The 23,023-nt window shown below is 60.4% G+C and carries 20 protein-coding genes; 13 read left to right on the top strand and 7 right to left on the bottom strand.

The annotated features are described in order from the left end of the window. Positions 1-21: 21 nt before the first annotated feature. Positions 22-918, bottom strand: a complete 897-nt coding sequence (locus ACQZ5F_RS13625; protein WP_225339076.1) for a LysR substrate-binding domain-containing protein — start codon at positions 916-918, stop codon at positions 22-24. A gap of 89 nt (positions 919-1,007) precedes the next feature. Continuing rightward, positions 1,008-2,210, bottom strand: coding sequence for an MFS transporter (locus ACQZ5F_RS13620; RefSeq protein WP_046800390.1), 1,203 nt, complete (start codon positions 2,208-2,210; stop codon positions 1,008-1,010). Positions 2,211-2,333: 123 nt separating this feature from the next. Between ACQZ5F_RS13620 and ACQZ5F_RS13615 the strand changes: the two genes are divergently transcribed. After that, positions 2,334-3,188 carry an AraC family transcriptional regulator gene (locus ACQZ5F_RS13615; protein ID WP_137086255.1) on the top strand — a complete coding sequence of 285 codons (855 nt, stop codon included), beginning with the start codon at positions 2,334-2,336 and terminating at the stop codon, positions 3,186-3,188. 141 nt (positions 3,189-3,329) lie between these two features. On the opposite strand, the gene ACQZ5F_RS13610 is transcribed toward ACQZ5F_RS13615, so the two are convergent. Beyond that, positions 3,330-4,220, bottom strand: coding sequence for a helix-turn-helix domain-containing protein (locus ACQZ5F_RS13610; RefSeq protein ID WP_225339075.1), 891 nt, complete (start codon positions 4,218-4,220; stop codon positions 3,330-3,332). A gap of 92 nt (positions 4,221-4,312) precedes the next feature. On the opposite strand from ACQZ5F_RS13610, the gene ACQZ5F_RS13605 reads away from it, so the two are divergent. From ACQZ5F_RS13605 to ACQZ5F_RS13580, 6 genes are all read left to right on the top strand, one after another. Then, a complete protein-coding gene (locus ACQZ5F_RS13605) occupies positions 4,313-5,584 on the top strand; it encodes an ABC transporter substrate-binding protein (RefSeq protein ID WP_225339074.1) in 1,272 nt (423 codons plus the stop codon). A gap of 514 nt (positions 5,585-6,098) precedes the next feature. Further along, positions 6,099-6,959 carry a carbohydrate ABC transporter permease gene (locus ACQZ5F_RS13600; protein WP_003523586.1) on the top strand — a complete coding sequence of 287 codons (861 nt, stop codon included), beginning with the start codon at positions 6,099-6,101 and terminating at the stop codon, positions 6,957-6,959. Continuing rightward, positions 6,956-7,792 carry a carbohydrate ABC transporter permease gene (locus ACQZ5F_RS13595; protein ID WP_225339073.1) on the top strand — a complete coding sequence of 279 codons (837 nt, stop codon included), beginning with the start codon at positions 6,956-6,958 and terminating at the stop codon, positions 7,790-7,792. The genes ACQZ5F_RS13600 and ACQZ5F_RS13595 overlap by 4 nt, the downstream gene beginning before the upstream one ends. A 10-nt stretch (positions 7,793-7,802) precedes the next feature. Further along, on the top strand, positions 7,803-8,888 hold the full coding sequence (locus ACQZ5F_RS13590) for an ABC transporter ATP-binding protein (protein WP_225339072.1): 1,086 nt from the start codon (positions 7,803-7,805) through the stop codon (positions 8,886-8,888). A 45-nt stretch (positions 8,889-8,933) separates the two neighbouring features. Beyond that, positions 8,934-10,937 carry an aldo/keto reductase gene (locus ACQZ5F_RS13585; protein WP_225339071.1) on the top strand — a complete coding sequence of 668 codons (2,004 nt, stop codon included), beginning with the start codon at positions 8,934-8,936 and terminating at the stop codon, positions 10,935-10,937. Positions 10,938-11,252: 315 nt separating this feature from the next. Continuing rightward, positions 11,253-12,485, top strand: a complete 1,233-nt coding sequence (locus tag ACQZ5F_RS13580; protein WP_225339070.1) for a M24 family metallopeptidase — start codon at positions 11,253-11,255, stop codon at positions 12,483-12,485. An 8-nt stretch (positions 12,486-12,493) separates the two neighbouring features. Here ACQZ5F_RS13580 and ACQZ5F_RS13575 read toward each other — a convergent pair whose 3' ends face one another. From ACQZ5F_RS13575 to ACQZ5F_RS13565, 3 genes are all read right to left on the bottom strand, one after another. Further along, complete coding sequence (locus ACQZ5F_RS13575) at positions 12,494-12,811, bottom strand: cupin domain-containing protein (RefSeq protein WP_225339069.1); 318 nt, start codon at positions 12,809-12,811, stop codon at positions 12,494-12,496. A 42-nt stretch (positions 12,812-12,853) separates the two neighbouring features. Continuing rightward, positions 12,854-13,591 carry a FadR/GntR family transcriptional regulator gene (locus tag ACQZ5F_RS13570; protein ID WP_046800397.1) on the bottom strand — a complete coding sequence of 246 codons (738 nt, stop codon included), beginning with the start codon at positions 13,589-13,591 and terminating at the stop codon, positions 12,854-12,856. Positions 13,592-13,680: 89 nt separating this feature from the next. Beyond that, on the bottom strand, positions 13,681-14,478 hold the full coding sequence (locus ACQZ5F_RS13565) for an NAD-dependent epimerase/dehydratase family protein (protein WP_225339068.1): 798 nt from the start codon (positions 14,476-14,478) through the stop codon (positions 13,681-13,683). A gap of 136 nt (positions 14,479-14,614) precedes the next feature. Between ACQZ5F_RS13565 and kduI the strand changes: the two genes are divergently transcribed. From kduI to ACQZ5F_RS13535, 6 genes are all read left to right on the top strand, one after another. Next, the gene (gene kduI / locus ACQZ5F_RS13560) at positions 14,615-15,439 is read left to right on the top strand and encodes a 5-dehydro-4-deoxy-D-glucuronate isomerase (RefSeq protein WP_052820022.1); all 825 of its coding nucleotides are present in this window, start codon (positions 14,615-14,617) and stop codon (positions 15,437-15,439) included. Further along, the gene (kduD, locus tag ACQZ5F_RS13555) at positions 15,436-16,179 is read left to right on the top strand and encodes a 2-dehydro-3-deoxy-D-gluconate 5-dehydrogenase KduD (protein ID WP_052820023.1); all 744 of its coding nucleotides are present in this window, start codon (positions 15,436-15,438) and stop codon (positions 16,177-16,179) included. The genes kduI and kduD overlap by 4 nt, the downstream gene beginning before the upstream one ends. 114 nt (positions 16,180-16,293) lie before the next feature. Next, on the top strand, positions 16,294-17,205 hold the full coding sequence (gene kdgD, locus ACQZ5F_RS13550; RefSeq protein ID WP_052820088.1) for a 5-dehydro-4-deoxyglucarate dehydratase: 912 nt from the start codon (positions 16,294-16,296) through the stop codon (positions 17,203-17,205). A gap of 40 nt (positions 17,206-17,245) precedes the next feature. After that, entirely contained in the window at positions 17,246-18,382 is a 1,137-nt protein-coding gene (locus tag ACQZ5F_RS13545; protein WP_225339067.1) for a mandelate racemase/muconate lactonizing enzyme family protein, read from the top strand. Then, the gene (locus ACQZ5F_RS13540; protein WP_225339066.1) at positions 18,379-19,257 is read left to right on the top strand and encodes an amidohydrolase family protein; all 879 of its coding nucleotides are present in this window, start codon (positions 18,379-18,381) and stop codon (positions 19,255-19,257) included. Before ACQZ5F_RS13545 ends, ACQZ5F_RS13540 begins: the two co-directional genes overlap by 4 nt. A gap of 97 nt (positions 19,258-19,354) precedes the next feature. Beyond that, positions 19,355-20,449, top strand: coding sequence for a glycoside hydrolase family 88/105 protein (locus ACQZ5F_RS13535; protein ID WP_225339065.1), 1,095 nt, complete (start codon positions 19,355-19,357; stop codon positions 20,447-20,449). A gap of 59 nt (positions 20,450-20,508) precedes the next feature. On the opposite strand, the gene ACQZ5F_RS13530 is transcribed toward ACQZ5F_RS13535, so the two are convergent. Beyond that, entirely contained in the window at positions 20,509-23,013 is a 2,505-nt protein-coding gene (locus ACQZ5F_RS13530) for a TonB-dependent receptor (protein ID WP_225339064.1), read from the bottom strand. Positions 23,014-23,023 lie beyond the last annotated feature (10 nt).

Here is a 23,023-nt window from a genome sequence, read left to right as displayed (position 1 = left end):
GGAAACGGAAAGCCTGAAACATCAGACAACGCGACGGGTTTGCCACTCGTCGCGTTGTTTTCGCATCCACTCCAGAAACAGCATGACTTTTCTCTGCCGCAGGTGGGAATGCGGACAAACGATCCATTGCGTGACGAGCTTGATACGCGGCGCATCGGCCACGGCCGGGACCAGCATTTTGTCCTGCAGCTCCCGCTCCATCATCAAGGTGCTTTCCAGCGCCACGCCGATGCCGAGAACGGCGGCGTCGATGGCCATGTGGCTGCGATCGAACAGGACGCGCCGCCAGCGCTTTTCGGCTGTCACGCCGGCCAGCGGGAACCAGTGGTTCCATTGCGCCTGCGCCTTCACCGAATGGATCAGCCGCTGGCTCTGCAATTCCTCGGGCAGAAATTTACCCGCGCCCGGGTGGTTTGGTGAACAGACCGGCAGGAATTCCTCCTCCACCAGCCCTTCCACGAAGAGACCCGGCCAGCGGCCATCGCCGTGGCGCAGCTCTATGTCGACGAGTTCCTGCGAAAAATCGGTCGGCTCGTTGGTGCCGTCAAGGCGCACTTCCAGTTCGGGGTGCTCCTCCAGAAACGAACCGAGGCGCGGCAGCAGCCATTTGTTGGAAATGGTCGGCGTCGCCCTGATCGTCAGCGTCGTGACCGAACGGAAGCCGCGAATGCTGTCGGTGGCGTCGGAAATCTGCTCGATCTGGGCGGTGATCATCGAGAAATACCGCTCGCCGGCCTCGGTCAGCGTCACCTTGCGGCCGGTGCGGGCCATCAGGGTCGTGCCAAGCTGGCCTTCCAGTAGCTGGATCTGCTGCGAAACGGCCGAAGGCGTCACGCTCAGCTCTTCCGCCGCCCTCGAAATGCTGCCGGCCCTTGCGGCGGCGTGAAAGACCAGGATCGATTTTATCGGGATTTGCATGGCTTAAGTCTTCGCTGAACGGATTACGGCAGTCACCTGCTGATTAGCACAGGTGACTGCCGCGATGAAACGTTTGCAGCGAAAGGCCTTTACCGATGGCTCGGCAGTTTTGGCAGCAACACCGTCAACAGGCCGAGCAGCGGCATATAGGAGCAGATGCGGTAGACGAATTCGATGCCTTCCTTATCCGCATAGATGCCGAGAACCGCAGCCCCGATGCCGCCGAAACCGAAGGCGAAACCGAAGAACATGCCGGCGATGAGGCCGACGCGGCCCGGCACCAGTTCCTGCGCGAAGACGACGATGGCCGAGAAGGCGGAGGAGAACACGAAGCCGATGACGACGACGAGAATGGCGGTCCAGAACAGGTTCGCATAGGGCAGCAGCAGCGCGAAGGGAATGACGCCGAGGATCGAGAACCAGATGACGACGCGCGAGCCGAAACGGTCACCGATCGGGCCGCCGAAGAACACGCCGAGCGCCGAAGCCCCGAGGAAGAGGAACAGCAGAACCTGTGCATCCTGAACACCAAGGCCGAACTTGTCGATGGTGTAGAAGGTGAAGTAGCTGGACAGGCTGGCGAGATAGGCATTCTTGGTGGCGGTCAGAACCACCAGTACCAGAAGCGTCATCATGACTGTGCCACGGGCAAGGGGAAGGGTGCGGCTGGCCGGCGCCTTGCCGACGGTTGCGCGGCGGTGGCGGGTGTACCAGACGCCGACCCAGGAAAGCACGCCAAAACCGACGAGCGCAATCAGCGAGAACCAGCTGAGGCTGGACTGGCCAAGCGGGATGACGATGAAGGCGGCGAGCAGCGGGCCGATGGCCGTGCCGGTATTGCCACCCACCTGGAAGAAGGATTGCGCCAGACCGTGGCGACCGCCGGATGCCAGACGTGCGACGCGGGAGGCTTCCGGATGGAAGATCGCCGAACCGATGCCGATGAGGCAGGCGCCGATCACCAGAACCTCGAAACTATGGGCGAAGGCAAGCGTGATGAGGCCGGCGCAGGTGGACAGCATGGCCACCGGCAGCGAGAATGGCATGGGCCAGCGATCCGTCACCATGCCGACAACCGGCTGCAGCAGCGATGCTGTGACCTGAAATGCGAAGGTGAGCAGGCCGATCTGCATGAAGTCGAGCGCGTAATTGGCTTTCAGCAGCGGATAAAGCGACGTCAGCAGCGATTGCATGATGTCGTTCAGCATATGGCAGAAGCTGGCGGCTGCGATGATTGAAAACGCCGTGCGTTGCGGGTTGAAGCTGGTGCTGGCGCTGGTGACAGTGGCCATGATGAAGTCCTCTTTGGCTCCCGGCGGAAGACGGGAAACATGTCTTTATTTCTTCCCGCTTTTATTCATATTGTTTCTGGCCTGCATTTGTGTTCTGGACGATTTTCTTTGTGAGTGGGCCAAATGGCAAAAATCAAATCGCGGCAACCTTCGGGACTGACGCTTGACGAGCATGAACGCAGTCTGAAATTGATCGACGGCACCAATGAGCCGGTGCTGGCGCTTTGCCGTGTTTACCCCACCGGACACCGGACCCCGCCCCACAGCCATAGCCGCGTGCAGATCTGGTGCGCCCGACGGGGTGTCGTGCTGGTCAGCACCGCGGATGGCCGCTGGATGATACCGCCCGGTCATGGATTGCTTATTCCCGCCGGGCTGCAACATGAAGCGGAAACCATCTCGACGGTGGAGATGCACTCGATCTATGTGCACCCGGACCTTTTCCATGCCGGTGCGCCAAGGGTGGTGGAAATAACCGATCTCGCCTCCAGCCTGATTTCGGAACTGCTGGCCGAGGAGCACCAGCCGTCGGCTTTCCACCGGCAGGGTCTTGTGCGGGCGCTTTTGCTGGATGAGGTAAACCGCCTGCCGGAACGGCCGCTGGGGCTGCCTTTCCCCGATAACCAGCGTCTGGCCGCGCTTTGCCGTGACTTCCTGAAAAAGCCGGTGGCGCGGGTGGAGATCGATGACTGGGCCGAAGTCATGGGCATCAGCCGCCGCTCCTTCACGCGCCTGTTCCGCCGGGAGATGGGGGTAAGCTTCGTCACCTGGCGCCAGCAGGCCTGCATTTTCGCATCATTGCCGAGGCTCGCTGCCGGGGAGGCGGTGACCAATGTGGCGCTGGATGCGGGTTATGAAAACATCCCGGCCTTTACGACCATGTTCCGGCGGATGCTGGGCAGTTCGCCACGAGCCTATCGTCACGCGGCGCGACAGCGCAGTGCTGCTTTTTCCGATTTCGAAGAGATGGGTGGTTAGGGTTGGGGTGCTCACTCACCCTCATCCCTGTGCTCGTCACAGGGATCCAGCCAGCCCAAGTCCTTGGGCTGGAAGGACTCTTTTCGCCGCGCAGACGCGCATCGGCTGGATTCCTGTGACGAGCACAGGAATGAGGGTACCCTAAGCCGCTGTCGCCCGCGTATCGCGGCGGAAATCCGAAGGCGACATGCCTGCGATCTGGCGAAACGCCTTGTTGAAGGCGCTGACGGAGCCGAAGCCGCTTTCCATGGCGATCTGCAGGATATTGTCCTTACCCGTCATCAGCATTGCCTGTGCGCGTGAAAGCCGCAGCAGGGTCAGATATTTGATCAGCGTCATGCCGGTGGATTTGCGGAACAGGTTCATCGCATATTTCGGGTGAAGCGATGCGGCGCGGGCAATTTCCGTCGCGTCGATATCGTCGAGAAAATTGGCGGCGATGAAATCGCACATGCGCACCACGCCGATGGAGGGCGCCATGCCCTCGTCATCCTCTCTGCGTTTGCCATCGGCGGCGGATGACATGACGGAGTAGGGTTCAAGGAACATCCGCTCCACCCGCAGCAGCAGTTCTTCTACCGCGTGCTGGGCTTTCGCCGGATCCCCCGAAGTGACGTAGCGGAACCAGCGGCCAAAATTTTCCGCATCCGCCCGGTCGGTCTCAGCACTCACCATCGTCGCACCACCCATCAGCAGGCTGGAAACGGCGGCGGGCAGCCGCATGCGGAAGAAATGCACGAGCGGCAGATGCGCGCCGGCGTAAAAGGAATCGTCGGAGGAATGGTCCATCTGGTGCGGCTGGCCGCCCCAGAAAATGCACATCTGGCCGGCATCGAGCGTCAGGTCGTGGCCGCCCATGCGATAATGCACCGATCCCGACATCACGTAATTCACTTCCACCTGCGCGTGCCAGTGGGGCCTGAGCATGATGGGCGGGTGATTGTGAAAAAGCTGCAGCGTTGTCGGCATGCCTTCGATGCTGCTTGCACCCGGCTGGTAGAAGGCTCTTTCAGCAATCTTACTTTCCGCCAAATCGATGTTCCCTTTTTACGAGACAGATTTCCTGCCGCCGGTAATGTGCCCATGTTCGCTGAAGAACGGCAATTGAAAAAGGGAGGTTTTCAATGTGCTTGAAATTTCTTGGCGCGTCTACAGCCATGCTGCTTCTCGCAGCCCCGGCTTTCGCGCAAACCGAAACCGTCACCATCTGGAGCTGGAATGTCGCGGCTTCCGCGCTGAAATCCACGGTAGAGGGCTTCAACAAGCAGAATCCGGATATCAAGATCGTCGTTGAAGACCTTGGAAACAATCAGGTTTTTGACAAGACGCTGGCCGCCTGCGCAGCCGGTGGCGATGGTCTTCCGGATATTGTCACCATCGAGAATTTCGAGGCGGAACTGTTCTGGAGCCGCTTTCCCGATTGTTTCGCCAATCTGACCGAGCTTGGCTACACGCCTGAGAAACAGGCGCTTTTCCCGGATTTCAAGCGCACGGAGCTGGAGGTTGACGGCGTCGCCTATGCGGTTCCGTGGGACTCAGGCCCTGTAGCGGTTTTTTATCGCCGCGACTTCTATGAGAAGGCAGGTGTCGACCCGGCCACCATCAAGAGCTGGGATGATTTCATCGCCGCCGGCAAGAAGGTCATGGCCGCCAATCCCGGCACCGTGATGGCGCAGGCCGATTTCAACGGCGACAGCGAATGGTTTCGCATGATCGCCAATGAGCAGGGATGCGGTTACTTTTCGACCGATGGCCAGAACATCACCATCAACAAGCCTGCCTGTGTCGCGACCCTTGAAAAGGTCAAGGAAATGAAGGATGCGGGCATCATCACGGCGGCGATCTGGGATGAAAAGATCCAGGCCAATACGGCCGGCAAGGCTGCAAGCCAGATGTATGGCGCCTGGTATGAAGGCACGGTGCGTTCCGGCTCTCCCGATCTTTCAGGCAAATGGGGCGTGTATCTGATGCCGAGCCTGACGCCGGATGGTCCGCATGCCGCCAATCTCGGCGGCTCTTCGCTGGCGATCAGCTCGACATCCGAGCGCAAGGAAGCCGCGTGGAAATATATCGATTACGCGCTCACCACCAATGAAGGGCAGGTGACGATGCTGAAATCCTTCGGTCTCGTCCCCTCACTGCTGTCCGCCATCGACGATCCTTTCGTCAAGGAAAAGCAGCCCTATTGGGGCGGGCAGGCGGTGTGGACAGATATTCTCGCCACCCTGCCGAAAATCGTACCGAGCCGCGGCACGGCATTCCAGTCGGATGCGGATGCGATCTACAAGGCGACGCAGACGAAATATTTCGCGGGCGGTTATCCCGATGCGAAAGCGGCGCTCGATGACGCGGCCAAGCAGATCGAAACGGCGACGGGTCTGCCGGTGGCGGAATAAGCCGGCGGCTGTTTGTGGATCGAGCGGGTGCCACGCGTTTCTTCTCCCCGCCGGGGAGAAGTCCGCGGCAGCGGGATGAGGGGGCGAGGGTAGCGATATTCGGCAACGTTTCCCCCTCATCCGACCCTTCGGGCCACCTTCTCCCCCTTGGGGAGAAGAAATATGCCGCACCGTTTTGCGACGGCACTTCCCCAGAAGCGGGGCCGGGCTTGCCGCAAAGCAGATCGAAACGGCGACGGGGCTGCCCGTCGCGGAGTAAGCCAGCGGTTAGGGCCGAGCGGGTGCCACAAGTTTCTTCTCCCCGAGGGGGAGAAGTCCGCGGCAGCGGGATGAGGGGGCGAGGGTAGCGATATCCGGAGAGCCAGCCCCCTCATCCGACCCTTCGGGCCACCTTCTCCCCCTCGGGGAGAAGAAATAGGCCGCGCCGTTTTGCAAAGGCATTCCCCTCATAGGGGCGCGCTCTTTCTGAAGCTTTTCCATTTATCCGGCCATCGCCCGGCATATGGAGGTCGTCATGCCGTCCAGGAACAGGATCGCTTATGCGTTCCTTGCGCCCTATCTCCTGATTTTCGCCACCTTCTGGGTCTGGCCGATCATCAGCTCGTTCATGCTGTCGTTCCAGAATACGCGCATAAACCCGTGGCGGTTCGCGCCTTCCATGAACTGGGGGCGGCTGGTTTCCGATCCGGCCTTTTATAACGCGCTCTATAATACGCTGATCATTCTGGTCATTCAGGTGCCGGTGATGATCGCGCTTGCCACCGTCATGGCGGTGCTGCTGAACTCGCCGCTATTGAAGGCGCGGCCGCTTTATCGTTTTGCCTTTTTTGCGCCTGTCGTTGTCGGCGAGGTGGCCTATGCGGCTGTCTTCCGGCTGATGTTCAGCGCCGATTTCGGCATCATCAACAAGCTCATCACATCAGTTGGTCTTTCGCCCATCTCGTGGTTCGACAATGCCAATGCTGCCATGGCGCTCGTCATCATCGCGGTGACCTGGCGCTGGGCGGGGTATAACGCCATCATCATTCTGGCCGGCTTGCAATCCATTCCTGGCGATGTCTATGAAGCGGCGACGCTGGATAAGGTCAGCAAGCGCCAGCAGTTCTTTTATATCACCCTGCCGTTGCTTAAACCCATCATCCTGTTCTGCGTTGTGCTCTCGGTCATCGGCACCATGCAGCTTTTTGCCGAACCCTTCCTCATTACCAACAGGGGCGGGCCGGGCGGCGGCACGGAAACGCTGGGGCTGTTCCTTTATCGCCAGGGCTTCACCTCGCTCAATTTCGGTTACGCCTCGGCCATTGCCTACACCATGGCGGCGCTCGCCATCGCCATTTCACTTCTCAATCTCTGGGTCGGGAGGGAGCCGAAATGAGATCGAAATCGAGATCGCTTTTCTGGCAGAAGATCGCGCTGCACGCGGCGCTGACACCGCTTGCCATCATCTGGCTGTTTCCGCTGTGGATGATGTTCGTGTTCTCGACCATGCCGGATTACGGCATTTTCAGCCCTGATATCGTGCTGGTGCCCTCCACCAACTTCATCGAGAATTTCAATAACCTGCAGGCCGATACCAATTTCCTGCGGGCCATGTTCATCTCGATCACCGTCGCCGTCATCTACACGGTTCTTTCGGTGTTCCTGACCTCGATGGCCGGCTGGGCGCTGGCGCGTTACCGGTTCGCCGGGCGCGGGGTGGTAATCGCCATCATTCTCGGCACCATCACTTTGCCTTTCGCGGTCGTCGTCATTCCGCAATTCATCATGGTGGCGCGTGAATTCAAGCTCGCCAATACCTGGGTGGCGCTGATCGTGCCGCCGCTGTTCAACTCGCTCGGCGTGCTGTTCATGCGGCAATCCTTCTCGATGATGCCGACCGAGCTTTTCGATGCGGCACGGGTGGAAGGCGTCAAGGAGTGGCAGATCTTCCTGCGCATCGCTTTGCCCTTGGCGCGCCCCACCATGGCGGCGCTGTCCATCATTCTCTTCCTGGCCTCGTGGAACAATTACCTCTGGCCGCTTCTCATCAATTCCCGCCCAGGAATGATGACCGCACCCGTGGCGCTTGGCACCCTCATCGGGCTCACCAAAGTGTCATGGGGCGGCATCATGGCCGGGGCGGTGCTGCTCACAGCGCCCATCCTCTTGGTTTTCGTGGCTCTGCAACGTCATTTCATCGCCGGCATTTCCGCCGGGGCAGTCAAGTAAGGGAGGCCGCATGGCGGAACTTTCGCTCAAGAACGTCGTCAAGCGTTATGGCGCGCTCGAAGTCATCCATGGCGCCGACCTCGATATTGCCGATGGTGAGTTCGTCGTCTTCGTCGGCCCCTCCGGCTGCGGCAAATCCACGTTGCTGCGCATGATCGCCGGGCTGGAAGACATATCGGATGGCGATGTCAGCATCGGCGGCAGGACGGTCAACGATGCTGATCCGGCAGACCGCGGCATCGCCATGGTATTCCAGTCCTATGCGCTTTATCCGCACATGACGGTGGCCGAAAACCTCTCCTTCGGCCTCAGGATGAATGGCAACCCGAAGGCCGATACGCAAAAGCGTGTCAACCGCGCCGCCGAAATCCTGCAGATCAACGAGCTGATGGAGCGCCGGCCGAAACAGCTTTCCGGCGGCCAGCGCCAGCGTGTCGCCATCGGCCGCGCCATCGTGCGCGAACCGCAGGTCTTCCTGTTCGATGAGCCTTTGTCGAACCTCGATGCGGAACTGCGGGTGCAGATGCGCGTGGAAATCTCGCGGCTGCACAAGCAGCTGGGCACGACGATGATCTACGTCACCCACGACCAGACCGAGGCGATGACGCTGGCCGACAAGATCGTGGTGCTGCGGGCGGGCAATATCGAACAGGTCGGAGCGCCGCTCGATCTCTATGACGACCCCGCCAATCGTTTTGTCGCCGGTTTCGTCGGTTCGCCAAAGATGAATTTTCTCGACGCTACCATCATTGGCAGCGGCGCGGAGAACGTCACGCTCGCGCTCGACAGCGATCCGGCGGTGCGGCTCAACCTGCCGATAAGACACCGTTTGAACGACGGCACCAGGGTCTCGCTTGGCGTCCGGCCGGAGCATTTTTGCGATGCGGGGCAAGGTGATGCCGATCTCACCGTTCATGTCGATGTCGCCGAGCATCTCGGCAATACCAGCTATGTCTATGCCCGAACCGAAGGCGGCGAGCAGCTGATCATCGAACGGCCGGAATCGCGCGATGTCGGCAATCGCGACCGGCTGACGGTCGGCCTTTCCGCCCGCAAGGCCTTTCTTTTCGACAGCAAGGGCGAACGCCTGCGCTGAACCCTTTCCCAAGCACCCAAGACTGATATGAAGGACGAGGATTTCATGACGACCGAACAACCGATCCGCTGGGGCATCATCGGCCCGGGCACTATCGCCAGGACTTTTGCTGATGGCATAGCCCATTCCCGCACCGGCAGGTTAGAGGCCATCGCCACCCGCAACCCGGACAAGCCCGGCCTTGCGGAGGCCTTCCCCGGTGCGCGCATCATCCATGGATACGACGCGTTGCTGGCCGATCCCGATATTGATGCCGTCTATGTCGCCACACCCCATACCGGCCATGCCGAATGGGCGATCAAGGCGATCCGGGCAGGTAAAAACGTACTGGTGGAAAAGCCCATCGCGCTTTCCGCCTATGATGCCGACGCCATTTTCCACGAGGCGAAAAAGGCCGGCGTCTTCGCGGGCGAAGCCTATATGTATCGCCTGCACCCGCAGACGGCGAAATTGCTGGAACTGGTCAAGAGCCGTGCGGTTGGCGATATCCGCATCATCCGCTCCAGCTTCGGTTTCAACATGGGCTCGTTCCGGGCCGATCACCGGCTTTTCGCCAATGAAATGGCGGGCGGCGGCATTCTGGATGTCGGCGGTTATCCGGTTTCCATGGTGCGGATGATCGCCGGCGCCGTGGACGGAAAACCCTTTGCCGAGCCGGAAAAGGTGGCGGGCGCCGCCCATCTCGGCCAGTCGGGCGTCGATGAATGGGCCTCCGCCGTACTGAAATTCGCAAACGGCATCGTCGCCGAAGTCTCATGCTCTATCATGGCGGCGCAGGATAATGTGCTGCGCATCATCGGCTCGGAAGGGCGCATCGAGGTCAAGGATTTCTGGTTTGCTGCCGGCCACAAGGGCGGCACCGGGCGGATCGATATCGTCAGGGGCGACAAGGTCGAAACCATCGAATTGCCGGAGGATCGCTGGCTTTATTCCTTCGAGGTCGATGCGGCGGGCGAAGCGATACGGCAGGGCAAAAAGGAATTTGATGCACCCGGCATGGCCTGGGCCGACAGCCTCGGCAATCTGCGTGTCATGGATCAATGGCGGGCTTCCGTCGGGCTGGAATACAGCGTCGAAAAGGCAACGTCGCGCGTTGCCAATATTACCGGCGGCAAGGTCGTGGCCGGAAACGCAGTGCCGAAGCGGCAGATTCCGGGCCTTGCCAAACCCGCTTCCGTGGTCGCGCTCGGTTTCGAATTCTTCCCCAATTTCGCTTCCGCATCGCTGACACTGGATGCCTTCTATGAGGCGGGCGGCAATCTCTTCGATACGGCCTATGTCTATGGCGCAGGAAGGACCGAGGCGATTTTCGGCGACTGGCACACCAGCCGCAAGGTGCCGCGTGAGGAGATCGTTCTGATCGGCAAGGGTGCGCATTCGCCGCTCTGCTATCCTGACATGATCGCAAAGCAGCTCGATCAGTCGCTTGAGCGGCTGAAGACGGATTATGTCGATGCCTATTTCATGCATCGCGATAATCTGGACATTCCGGTCGGCGAGTTCGTCGATGCCATGGATGCCGAAGTTCGGCGCGGGCGCATTCGCGGCATTTTCGGCGGTTCCAACTGGACGCGCGAGCGCATGGACGAGGCCGCGGCTTACGCGCAGAAGAACGGCAAACAGGCGCCCGGCGCGCTTTCCAACAACTTCTCGCTTGCCGAAATGCTTGATCCCATCTGGGCGGGTTGCGTTGCGGCATCTGACGATGAATGGAAGGCATGGTTGCAATCGCGCCAGATCCCCAATTTTGCCTGGTCCAGCCAGGGGCGCGGTTTCTTCACCGACCGGGCAGGGCGCGACAAGCATGACGATGAGGAAATCGTCCGCGTCTGGTATTCAGATCGCAATTTCGTGCGCCGTGATCGGGCAATCGAGCTTGCGCAGAAACTGGGCCGCCACCCGATCCACATCGCGCTCGCTTATGTCATCGCGCAGCCTTTCCCTGTCATCCCGCTGATCGGACCGCGCACCATCGCCGAGCTGGAGGATAGCCTTTCGGCACTTGATATCGTGCTGACCGGTGAGCAGGTGAAGTGGCTGGAGGCTTGAACGACAATGAGCGGCGGATTTATCCGCCGCTCGTTCGGATAGGGCAAGGCATTGCGGCATATTTCTTCTCCCCGAGGAGGAGAAGGTGGCCCGAAGGGTCGGATGAGGGGGTAACGTTGACGAATATCTCTACCGTCGCCCCCTCATCCCGCTGCCGCGGACTTCTCCCCGGCAGGGAGAAGAAACAAGCGGTAAGCGCTCGCTTCCACTGACGATTCTCAGGGTGGAGATGTCATCTTCCGCCTTCTTTCCTCTCCCGGTGACTGCTAAAGCGTAGGTTCACAAACCTGCCGCCAAACAATCACCGGGGTTCCCATGAGCGATATCGACCGAAGCCGTGCGCAGCAGCTGATGCGGGAGGCGGATATCGACGCGCTGGTGCTGTTCCAGCCCGAAGCCTTTCGTTATGCCGTCGGTGCGCATGCCGGCGTGGCGACCATGTGGGGCAGGGCGGGTTCGGCAATCGCGCTGGTGCCGGCCGATGTCGGGGCGGGGATTGCCGCTGTCGTCAGTGATCATGCCGCCCCGCTCGTCGGGAAGGCGGCGCCTGATATCGATCTGCGTTGCCATCGCATCTGGATCGATATGGTCGATCTTTCGGGTGTGGAAACTGTCGCGCAGGTGGATGATGCTTATCGCCGCAACAATTCTGGTGGGCCGCGGCCGGAGACATTCGATCGTGCCGCCTGTTTCGGCCTGCTCTCCGATCTTTTGCGGGAGCGCGGGCTGTCTGCGGCGCGCATTGGTGCGGACCTTGAATTCATGCCCGCCGCCGATTTTTCAGCGCTGCGGCAGGCGCTGCCCGACGTGAACTGGATTGATGGTTCGACTGTGCTGAAACGTCTGAGGGCGGTGAAATCCAAACGCGAGATCAGACTTCTGAAGCAGGCGGCAGCCGCCGCCGAGGCCGGGTTGGTCGAGATGGCAGCCGCCGTTCGACCGGGAGTAGCGCTTGTTCAACTTTCCGCCGCCTGGAAATCCGGCGCGCAGGCACATGCCGCAAAATCCGGTTTTTCGCTGAGCGGGCATTGGGACTATATTTCCGTCGGTCCGGCCCTGTCGGATATGACGGCGGCAGTCACACCGGGCGCACTGATCAAGGCCGATGTCGGCACGCTGGTAGACGGTTATTCGTCGGATGGCGCAAGAACCTTCGCATGGGGGCCGGTCTCGGCTCTTGCTGCCGATATTTTCAGGGCGCTGGAGGCAGCCTTCGCCTGTGGACTGGAAGCGCTCCGTCCCGGCAATACATTCGGCGCGGTGCACGCCGCCATGCTGGCTTCCATGCGCAAGGACGGCTTCAGCGAATATTATCGCGGTCATTTCGGCCATTCCGTCGGCGGCGGGGTCGGTATCGAGGAATGGCCATTCTTTTCCCATGACAATCCGGAAATCATCCTTCCCGGCATGGTGGTCGCACTTGAAGCGCCCTTCTATGGCGAAGGGCTGGGGGCGTTGATGATCGAGGATCAGTTCCTCGTCACATCATCAGGTGCGGAGTGCATGAACAACCTGCCACGCACTCTCAGGGATTTATCCGCGAACTAAGCGCCGGCTCAGAGAAAGTCGTCGCGACGCGGGGTGAAGCAGTCGATCAGCTCGCCCTCTTCCAGACACAGGCAGCCATGTTCGATATGGCCGGGAACGACAAGGCTGTCGCCTTTCTGCAGGTCATAGGCGTCACCGTCGCGGTAAAAGCGAAAACTGCCGCTGGCGACATAGGTGGACTGCACATGCGGGTGGCTGTGCAGCTTGCCTTCCGCGCCGGTCTTGAACCGGAATGACACGACCATCAGCTTGGGCGCTTCGGAAAGCACGGTGCGTTCCACGCCGTCATCGGGCGAAACGGTGGGGAATTTGGGAAGCTGCTGCATGTCGTTCTCCTTGGTCTTTGAATGCGGTTGAGGCCGGTCGTCTCAGCGCGGTGCGCGCAGCATGGCGCGATAACGCGTCTGGCTGCTTTTCAGGTGGTTGCGCATGGCGCTTCGCGCCGCATCCTCGTTGCCATCCTGTATGGCTATCAGGATCGCTTCATGCTCGCCGACGAGACGGCTGAGATCGGCGGGTGAAAGCACGGTTTCTGCGCCATTATCAGCTACGGCACGGCGCGGAATGACGGTTGGGCCAAGCACCTGCAGAAACTCGCTGAAGCGGGGATTGTTGGTCGCTTCGGCCACGGCAAGATGAAAGGCGAAGTCGGCCTCGGCTGTCGGAATGCCCCTGGCGGCGCTGGCGCGGAAGGCATCGAAGGCCTCGATGATCTTTTCTTCCTGCGCCGGCGAGCGGCGAATGGCAGCAAGACCGGCGGCATCGCCTTCCACGGCGGTGCGCAGTTCCAGCATTTCAATCAGCGAGGAAACCCGGGCGAGATCGATATTGTGAAACGGCCGCCGCTCGACGGGTGCGGGCTCCAGCACGAAGACGCCGGCGCCCTGACGTGGCTCGACCAGACCGTCGGAGCGCAGCGAGGCGATGGCCTCGCGCACCACGGTGCGGCTCACCCCAAATTCCTGCGTCAGCTGCGCTTCCGATGGCAGGCGGTCGCCCGTCTTGTAACGGCCCTTGGCGATCTGGCTGCGGAGTTCCTCCGAAACCTTCACCACAAGCGTCTTGGCTTGCGGAGCTGCCGGTTCGGAGGTTGTCGCTTTTGTCATCTGTGTCGCCGTTCTAAAAAGGATGCGGGGTTGCTTCCGGAAGTCCTCGATACGTTATTCGCGGCCCGGCTTGCAATCCCGCTGATCACTCAGCTCTGCTTGAAGATCGGGTTGTCGACAAACGTGCCGCCCTGAAACCGCACCAACGCATCCTTCGGGTCCGGCGGCGGGGTCGTCTCGGCTATATGCTGGCGGAAGGCCTCGGCATTGTCCTTCGGCTTCCAGCCCAGAAAGCCGAGATGCGAATTGTCCCACCAGCCCGCATCATTGGCCGACGCGCCCCAGACGACCGGGCAGCCGAGAACGGGTGCGCGAAACACCGCCTCGATCAGCGACACGAAATCGTCGTGGGAAAACCAGGTGGACAGCATGCGGTAATTGTTGGGCACCGGCGTGCAGGAGCCGATGCGCACCAGCGCCGTCTCCTGCCCGAATTTATCGAAATACATGCGGGCGAGGTTTTCGCCGAAACATTTGGAGACGCCGTAAAGTCCGTCCGGCCGCACGGGAACGTCGGGGCCGAGCCGCTCGGTTTGCGGGTAATAACCGATCGTATGGTTGGAACTGGCAAAGACGATCCGCGGCTGGCCGTAGGCGCGGGCGGCCTCGTAAAGATTATAAAGCCCGATGATATTGCCCTGAAGGATCTGCTCGAAGGGCTTTTCCACCGATATGCCGCCCAGATGAACGATGCCGTCGCAACCGGCAACCATCGCATTCACGGCATCCGCATCCGCAAGGTCGCATTGCACACATTCCTCGTTCGGCCCTGCCGGATCGAGCGGGGAGAGATCGGCAAGACGCAATAGCTCGGCCATGGGTGCGAGGCGCTCACGCATGACGCGGCCAAGCTGGCCCGCCGCACCGGTAACAAGAAGCCGTTTCATTGCCATTCTCCCTGAGCTTTGCCGTCTGCAACGCGGTCGAGATATGGCGTGCCTCTTGACCTTGTCATACAGATCGTACAAAAAGCGGATAACATATATTATGTGCCATACGCAACAATCATGAAGGATGAGTTTGATGTTGACCGTCGAAACAAGGCAGGCCGTGAACCCGGAATATGCAAAGACGCTGGATACCGAAGGGCTCCGCCGGCATTTCCTCGCCAACGACATGTTCCGTTCCGGTGAAATCAGGCTGATCTATACACACTATGACCGGTTCGTCATGGGCGGTGCGGTGCCAAATGGCGCGGCGCTGACGCTGGACAAGGTGGAGGAAACCAAGACGCCGTCCTTCCTCGACCGGCGCGAAATGGGCATCGTCAATATCGGCGAGAGCGGCACCGTCAGCGCGGGCGGGCAGACCTACACGCTTAATCGCGGCGATGTGCTTTATCTCGGTGCCGGCAGCGGTGCTGTCACCTTTGATGGCGCTGGCCGATTCTACATCACCTCCTGCCCGGCGCATCGCAGCCTGCCGGCCAAGCTCGTCACGCTTGCCAATAGCAAGGAAGTCAAGCTGGGCGCGACGGAAACCTCCAACAAGCGCACCATCAACCAGTTCATTCATCCGTTGGTCATGGAAAGCTGCCAGCTGGTGCTGGGCTATACGATGCTGGAGGACGGCTCGGTCTGGAACACGATTCCCTCGCATATTCATGACCGCCGCATGGAGGCCTATCTCTATTTCGGCATGGATGAAAAGTCGCGTGTGCTGCATCTGATGGGCGAGCCGCAGGAGACCCGCCACCTGTTCATTTCCAATGAAGAAGGTGCGATTTCGCCGCCCTGGTCCATCCATTCGGGCGCCGGTATCGGCTCTTACACCTTCATCTGGGCCATGGCGGGCGACAATGTCGATTATACCGACATGGACTTCATTCAGCCGGGGGATCTGAAATGAGAAACCCCTTTTCGCTTGAAGGGCGCAAGGCGCTTGTGACGGGCGCAAATACCGGTCTCGGCCAGGCGATTGCGGTGGGTCTCGCGGCCGCTGGCGCAGAGGTGGTCTGCGCCGCCCGTCGCGCGCCGGATGAAACCCTTGATCTCATCGCAAAGGATGGCGGCAATGCGAGTGCGCTGCTCATCGATTTTGCCGATCCGCTGGCGGCGAAGGACAGTTTTGCTGACGCCGGTTTCGATATTCTCGTCAACAATGCCGGCATCATCCGCCGCGCCGATTCCGTCGAGTTTTCCGAACTCGACTGGGATGAGGTGATGGACGTCAATCTGAAGGCGCTGTTTTTCACCACGCAGGCTTTCGCAAAAGAGCTGCTGGCGAAAGGCCGCTCCGGCAAGGTGGTCAATATCGCCTCGCTCCTGTCGTTTCAGGGTGGCATTCGCGTGCCGTCCTATACGGCGGCAAAACATGGCGTCGCCGGTCTCACCAAGCTTCTGGCCAATGAGTGGGCCGCCAAGGGCATCAATGTGAATGCCATTGCACCCGGTTATATCGAAACCAACAATACCGAGGCGTTGCGTGCGGATGCCGCCCGCAACAAGGCCATTCTCGAGCGCATTCCGGCAGGCCGCTGGGGGCACTCGCAGGATATTGCCGGCGCGGCGGTATTTCTGGCGTCGCCGGCGGCGGATTACGTGCATGGCGCCATTCTCAATGTCGATGGTGGCTGGCTGGCGCGATAATCTGTGACAGATTTTCGAAATTCATCATACAAGATGTATGATGAGTTGTTGACAAAGATGCGGCAAGCGGCTTAGGTGGCTTTCAGTCAGTGAACTTGCAGAGGAATTTCGATGATGAACCCTGAACAAATCAAGACGGCGCTCGGCTCCGGTCTTTTGTCCTTCCCGGTCACCCATTTTGATGCCGAGGGTCGTTTTGCGGCCGATAGCTACAGGGAGCATGTCGAATGGCTCGCCGGTTATAAAGCCCCGGTGCTGTTTGCCGCCGGCGGCACGGGCGAGTTCTTCTCGCTGAAGCCGGATGAAATCCCCACCATCGTTTCCGCCGCCAAGGAAGTGGCCGGCGAAACCGCCATCGTTTCGGGCTGCGGTTACGGCACCGAGATCGCCGTCGACATTGCCCGCTCGGTCGAAAAGGTCGGTGCCGATGGCATCCTGCTTCTGCCGCATTATCTCATCGATGCGCCGCAGGAAGGGCTCTATGCCCACATCAAGAAGGTTTGTCAGTCGGTCGGCATCGGCGTCATGGTTTATAACCGCGACAATTCTGTGCTGCAGGCCGATACGCTGGCGCGTCTTTGTGACGAGTGCCCGAACCTTGTCGGTTTCAAGGATGGCACCGGCGATATCGGTCTCGTGCGCCAGATCACCGCCAAGATGGGCGACCGCCTGATGTATCTCGGCGGCATGCCGACGGCGGAACTGTTTGCCGAAGCCTATCTCGGCGCCGGTTTCACCACCTATTCCTCGGCGGTCTTCAACTTCGTACCCGGCCTTGCCAATGAGTTCTATGCGGCGCTGCGCGCCGGCGAGCGCGCCACCTGCGAACGTATCCTCACGGATTTCTTCTATCCGTTCATGGCGATCCGCAACCGCGCCAAGGGTTATGCCGTCTCCGCCGTCAAGGCCGGTGTTCGCCTGCAGGGCTTCAATGCCGGTCCGGTGCGTGCGCCGCTGAAGGACCTGACCAATGAGGAAATCGGCATGCTCGAAGCCCTGATCGGCACGCACAAGCGTAAAGCCTGATCACACGGGGGCCTGATCACGGCATAACGGGAGGGGAGCCATGAAAATCACTGCGGTGCGCACGCATCTGCTCGAACACCGGCTGGACACGCCGTTTGAAAGCGCTTCCATGCGCTTCGACCGCCGCGCCCATATTCTGGTGGAGATCGAATGCGATGACGGAACGGTCGGCTGGGGTGAATGCCTCGGCCCGGCCAGACCGAACGCCGCCGTGGTTCAGGCTTACGCCGGCTGGCTCATCGGCCAGGACCCGCGTGAGAATGAGAAGCTCTGGGCCGTGCTTTATAATGCCCTGCGCGATCAGGGCCAGCGCGGCCTCAGCCTCACCGCTTTGTCCGGCATCGATATCGCGCTCTGGGATATCAAGGGCAAACACTACGGTGCTTCCATCTCGATGCTGCTTGGCGGGCGCTGGCGCGAAAGCGTGCGCGCCTATGCCACCGGCAGCTTCAAGCGTGATGGTGTCGACCGCGTTTCCGACAATGCCTCGGAGATGGCGGAGCGGCGGGCGGAAGGCTTTCATGCCTGCAAGATCAAGATCGGCTTCGGCATTGAAGAAGACCTCAGGGTCATCGCCGCCGTGCGCGAGGCGATCGGGCCGGATATGCGGCTGATGATCGACGCCAATCACGGTTATACCGTCACCGAAGCCATCATGCTCGGCAACCGCGCTGCCGAATATGGCATCGACTGGTTCGAAGAGCCTGTTGTTCCCGAACAGCTCGATGCCTATGCCCGCGTGCGGGCCGGTCAGCCGATCCCGGTTGCGGGCGGTGAGACCTGGCATGGGCGTTATGGCATGTGGCAGGCGCTTTCCGCCGGTGCCGTGGATATTCTCCAGCCCGATCTCTGCGGCTGCGGCGGTTTTTCCGAAACGCAGAAGATCGCCACGCTCGCCACGCTGCATGGCGTGCGCATCGTGCCGCATGTATGGGGCACCGGTGTGCAGATTGCCGCCGCGTTGCAATTCATGGCGGCGATGACGCCCGATCCGGTGCGCGTCAACCCCATCGAACCAATCATGGAATTCGACCGCACCTATAATCCGTTCCGGCAGGCGGTTCTGAGCAAGCCGATCGAGGCGATCAATGGCGTTGTCGCCATTCCCGATGGTCCGGGTCTCGGCATAGAAATCAACCGTGATGCCCTCACCGAATTCAGGATGCCGGACGCATGAGTGAGCTTGAACGCCAGCTGACGGGTGAAGCGCCGAAGCCTGCTTTTCCGAAGGGCGCTGTCGATACGCAGATGCATCTTTATCTGCCCGGCTACCCCGCCTTGCCGGGCGGGCCGGGCCTGCCGCCGGGCTCGCTTCCCGGTCCCGCCGACTATCGCAAGCTGATGCAATGGCTCGGCATCGACCGGGTCATCATCACCCAGGGCAATGCCCACCAGCGCGACAATGCCAATACGCTTGCCTGCGTTGCTGAAATCGGCGAGGCGGCCCGCGCGGTGGTCATCATCGATGCGAGCACCACGGAAAAGGACATGGAAATCCTCACCGCTGCCGGTACCGTCGGGGCGCGCATCATGGACCTGCCGGGTGGTGCGGTGAACCTGTCCGAACTGGAAGTGGTGGATGAGCGGGCGCACGCCGCAGACTGGATGGTGGCGGTGCAGTTTGATGGCAATACGCTGCTCGATCACCTGTCGCGCCTTCAGAAAATCCGCTCGCGCTGGGTGTTTGATCACCATGGCAAGTTCTTCAAGGGCATCAAAACCGATGGCCCGGAAATGGCAGCACTTCTAAAACTCATCGATCGCGGCAATCTCTGGTTCAAGTTTGCCGGCGTTTACGAAAGTTCGCGTGAGAGCTGGCCCTATGAAGACGTCGCCGCCTTTTCGCGGGTGATTGCGGCCCATGCGCCGGAACGCATCGTCTGGGGCACCAACTGGCCACATAACTCCATCAGGGAGACCTCAGCCTATCCGGATGATGCAAGGCTTGCGGAGCTGGTTCTTGGCTGGCTGCCGGATAACGCTGCGCGCCAACGTGCACTGGTGGATAATCCTGAGGCCCTGTTCAAGCTGCCACCATTCGCTGCGGCATAATTTCCGTTGAGATGATGGGAAGGCAAACCCATCATCCCTGACTGAAGGGTCTTGGCATATCGGGCTGGCAGACGTTGTAATCTTGTTGAGAAAACTTATGAAGGCCACTGATTATTTTGACCAATTCTCGAAACGATATCGGCACTACAAGGGTGGTAGCTGGTGTTACGAGGATGGATGTATCTATCGGGGGCTGCAGCTTCTGTTTCAGGCGAGCGGGGACCGGCGCTGGAGCGATCATCTTCATCGTCTGGCTGATGCCCAGATATCGGCCGATGGAATGCTCGCCGGCTACGTGCCGGAGGAATATAATATCGATCATGTTCTCGCCGGGCGCGTCCTCTTTCCGCTGGCGGCGGAAACGGGTGAGGCGCGTTATCTGGCTGCCGCAGAACATCTGGCAGGCCAGCTCCGCAGCCATCCGCGCATCAAGGCGGGCAATTATTGGCACAAGAAGCGTTACCCGCATCAGGTCTGGCTGGATGGGCTCTATATGGGGCTGCCTTTCCAGATTGAATATGCGCAGGCAACTGGCCGCACCGAACTGATCGATGATGCGCTTCGGCAATTCACAACCGCGCTTGCGCTGACGGCCGATGCCGGCGGACTTTACGTCCATGGTTATGATGAAAGCCGCGACCAGCGCTGGGCCGATCCTGCAAGCGGCAAATCGCCGGCCATCTGGGCGCGTGCGGTGGGCTGGCTTGCCATGGCGCTGGTGGATGCGCTGGTCATCCTGCCGGATGATGACAGGACGGCGGAGCTTCGGAAAAAGACGCGTCTGCTTCTGGCCGGACTTGTTGCGCGGCAGACGCGAAACGGTTTGTGGATGCAGGTGCTCGATAATCCGGCCCTTGCCGGCAATTACGAGGAAACCTCCGCCTCCGCCATGTTCGCCTATGCCTTGCTGCGGGCGAGCCGGCTGCGGCTTCTATCAGGTAAAGAGGCGAATGCCGCCCGCGCGGCTGGCCGTCGCGCGCTTGATGTATTGCTGGAGACGCGGCTCAAGGCTGACGGGGAGGGTGTCGTCCACCTTACCGGCATCGTCCATGTCGCCGGCCTTGGCGGCTTCGAGGGCAATTATCGTGATGGCACCCCGAACTATTACCTGACCGAGCCGGTTGTCTCCGATGACGCCAAAGGCGTCGGGCCGCTGATGATGGCCTACGCTGAAAGTCTGCTTGTGGACTGAAAAACGGGCGAGGGGGCGGAAACGGTTTCCGCCCCTTGGTTTTCCGCCTTTTATGGGGATCAGAATTTGCGGCTGATCGACAGCTTGAAATTGCGGCCCGGCTGGGCAGCGATGCCATCGCTGAGATAAGGGAAGTAATATTTGTCGAACAGGTTTTCGACTGCGGCATGCACTTCCAGCCCGGCCATCATGCCTTCCTTCGGTGTCCAGTCGAGAGCGATGCCATGCACGGCGTAACCAAGGCTTTCCGGCCGGGCATAAAAAGAGCCCGTGCCCTGATTGACGGGCGTACGCTCCTGATGGGCCACGAACTGCCCGTTCCAGCTCAGCGCCAGATCCCAGTCCGGCAGCTTGTAACCCAGTTGAAGGTTGGCGGTCAGCGGCGACAGGTCATTCATATAGGTATCGGGACCATAGACGTCGTTGATCGCGCCGTTGCGGGAACCGTTCATCCAGGAGAGGCCGAGATTGCCGAAGACGTAGTCGGAATCGTAACTTGCCGAGAAATCGAGGCCGTAAATCTTGTAGGACGGTGTGTTCCAGTAGAAGGGCACATTCTTGACGCGGGCAAGGTTGGCGCTGCCGAACCGCCGGGTGATGGGATTGGTGACGTTGTTGTAAAAGCCGCCGATCGAGGCCGTCAGGCTGTCGCCGTTCTGGAACACGTCATCGAAACGCTGGGAAACACCCAGATTGAAGTTGTTATTGCGCTCCACCTTCAGGTTACGCGAGGTTCCCGACGCCGTGGTTGCGAGACTCTGGCTTGAATAGAGTTCGTCAATGACCGGCGCGCGCATGGCATAGGCCCAGTCGGCAAAGAAGGTGGTGCCGGGCACCGCTTCCCAGCGCATGCTGAGAGCCGGCGTCGCGCCGCTGTGGGACACGGCCGAATAATCGTGACCGGCGGCCGGCGTGTTGTAACGCGGCGCGGCATTGGGCACGCCTTGCGAGCGGATATGGTCGAACCTGATGCCCGGCGTTACCTTGAACGTGTCGGTCAGGCTGATCTCGTCGCGGAAGAAGGCGGCGATGGTTTCCTGCTTGCCTTCCGGTTTGATCCATGAGGCATAACGACCGTAATTATATTGGGCGCTGGTGCGGTTGGCGATGTCATACATCCACGAGTCCCGCTCGTGGCGCATATATTGCACGCCATAATTGGCGACGTGGGACACGCCGCCGAGCTCGAAATTGGACGTGTTTTCCGCCTCCAGCTTGAAGTCGGTATATTTCGTGTCGTCCTGCATGCCGCCGAGCGAGCCTGTCGGAACGAAACCCGGAATGGCCGGACGGGTCATATCGAGGCTGGTGGCTGAAAAGCTCGCCATTGCCTTGAAATTCACAAGGTCGCTGTCGCCGTCATAGGAATATTTCAGCGTTGAGGAAAAATCCTCCATGTCACGCCAGGCCAGTGCCCTCAGCCGCGCCAGATCATAACCATAGGTCTTGATGGAATAGGCCGTCAGGCCGAGATCACCGCGATTGGCGGCAAGCGGGCCGTAATCGCCAGATTTGCCGTAGATGACCGAAGCGCGCAGCTCATGGCCGTCATAGGCAGCACCGGCATTGGCGGAGAAAGAGGTGATCTTGTCGTTGGAAGCGTCATAGACCTGACCGCCGCCGACGCGCATATTGTCGCTCTTGCGCCAGATCACCGAGGCAAGCCCGTCATAGGTCACGGGGCCGCCGAAATCGGATTTGCCGTAAATCGCCGCCGATCCGAGCTTCTGCTTGTTGGCCGACTGGAAGCTGGTCTTGCCCCATGCGCCGAAGCTCTGGCCCGGCTTCAGCATGTCGGAAGCTGTCTTGCTTTCCATGATGACGGTGCCGCCGAAACCGCCATTGCCGTAGCGGACGGATGTCGCGCCTTTCTGGATTTCCACGCGCTTGAGCAGTTCCGGGTCGATGAAGACGGTGCCCTGGTCGTAACGCTCGAAATTCTTCGGTGCGCCATCCAGCAGCAGCCGCACATCGGACTGCCGGGCAAAGCCGCGAATGGACGTGGATTGCCCTTGCGAGCGCACCCCACCGCTGGAACTGACGCCCGGGGTTTTCTGAAGAAGTTGCGGCAGGGAGTTGGACTGTGCGGCCTCGATGGCGGCCTGATCGATCTCGACCACGCTTGGGGCATCGCCGTTGAAGACGCGTCCGCCCTTGAGTGTAATTGGCTGAAGCACGGTGCTTTCACCGCTCTCGGAGGCTGTGGCGGAACGGTTGGCCATTTCCATACGGACGGTTTTTTCGCCGATGAACTGGTAACGAATGCCGGTTCCCGAAAGCAGCCGCTCCAGCGCCTCGGCCGGCGTCATGGTTCCAGATACGGAAGCGCTTTTCAGGCCCCTGGCGACAGAAGCGTCATAGACCATCTGCAGGCCGGACTGGCTGGCGAGACGATTGAGCGCGGTCGCCATGTTGCCGGCGGGCAGGTTGATCGCAACCTTCTGGGTTTGCTGTGCGGAGACCTGTGCGGGAATAGCAGCCACGGCCGCGCTGGCAAGCAAAAGCGAAAACAACGATGCGCGGGCGCGTGTCCTGTGGCGAAAAGCGGATTGTGGTCTGGTCATTTCGGGCACC

The sequence above is a fragment of the Agrobacterium sp. 22-210-1 genome (assembly GCF_053522525.1).
The sequence above is the reverse complement of the archived record's forward strand: the minus strand, read 5'-3'. Positions and strand labels throughout refer to the sequence as shown.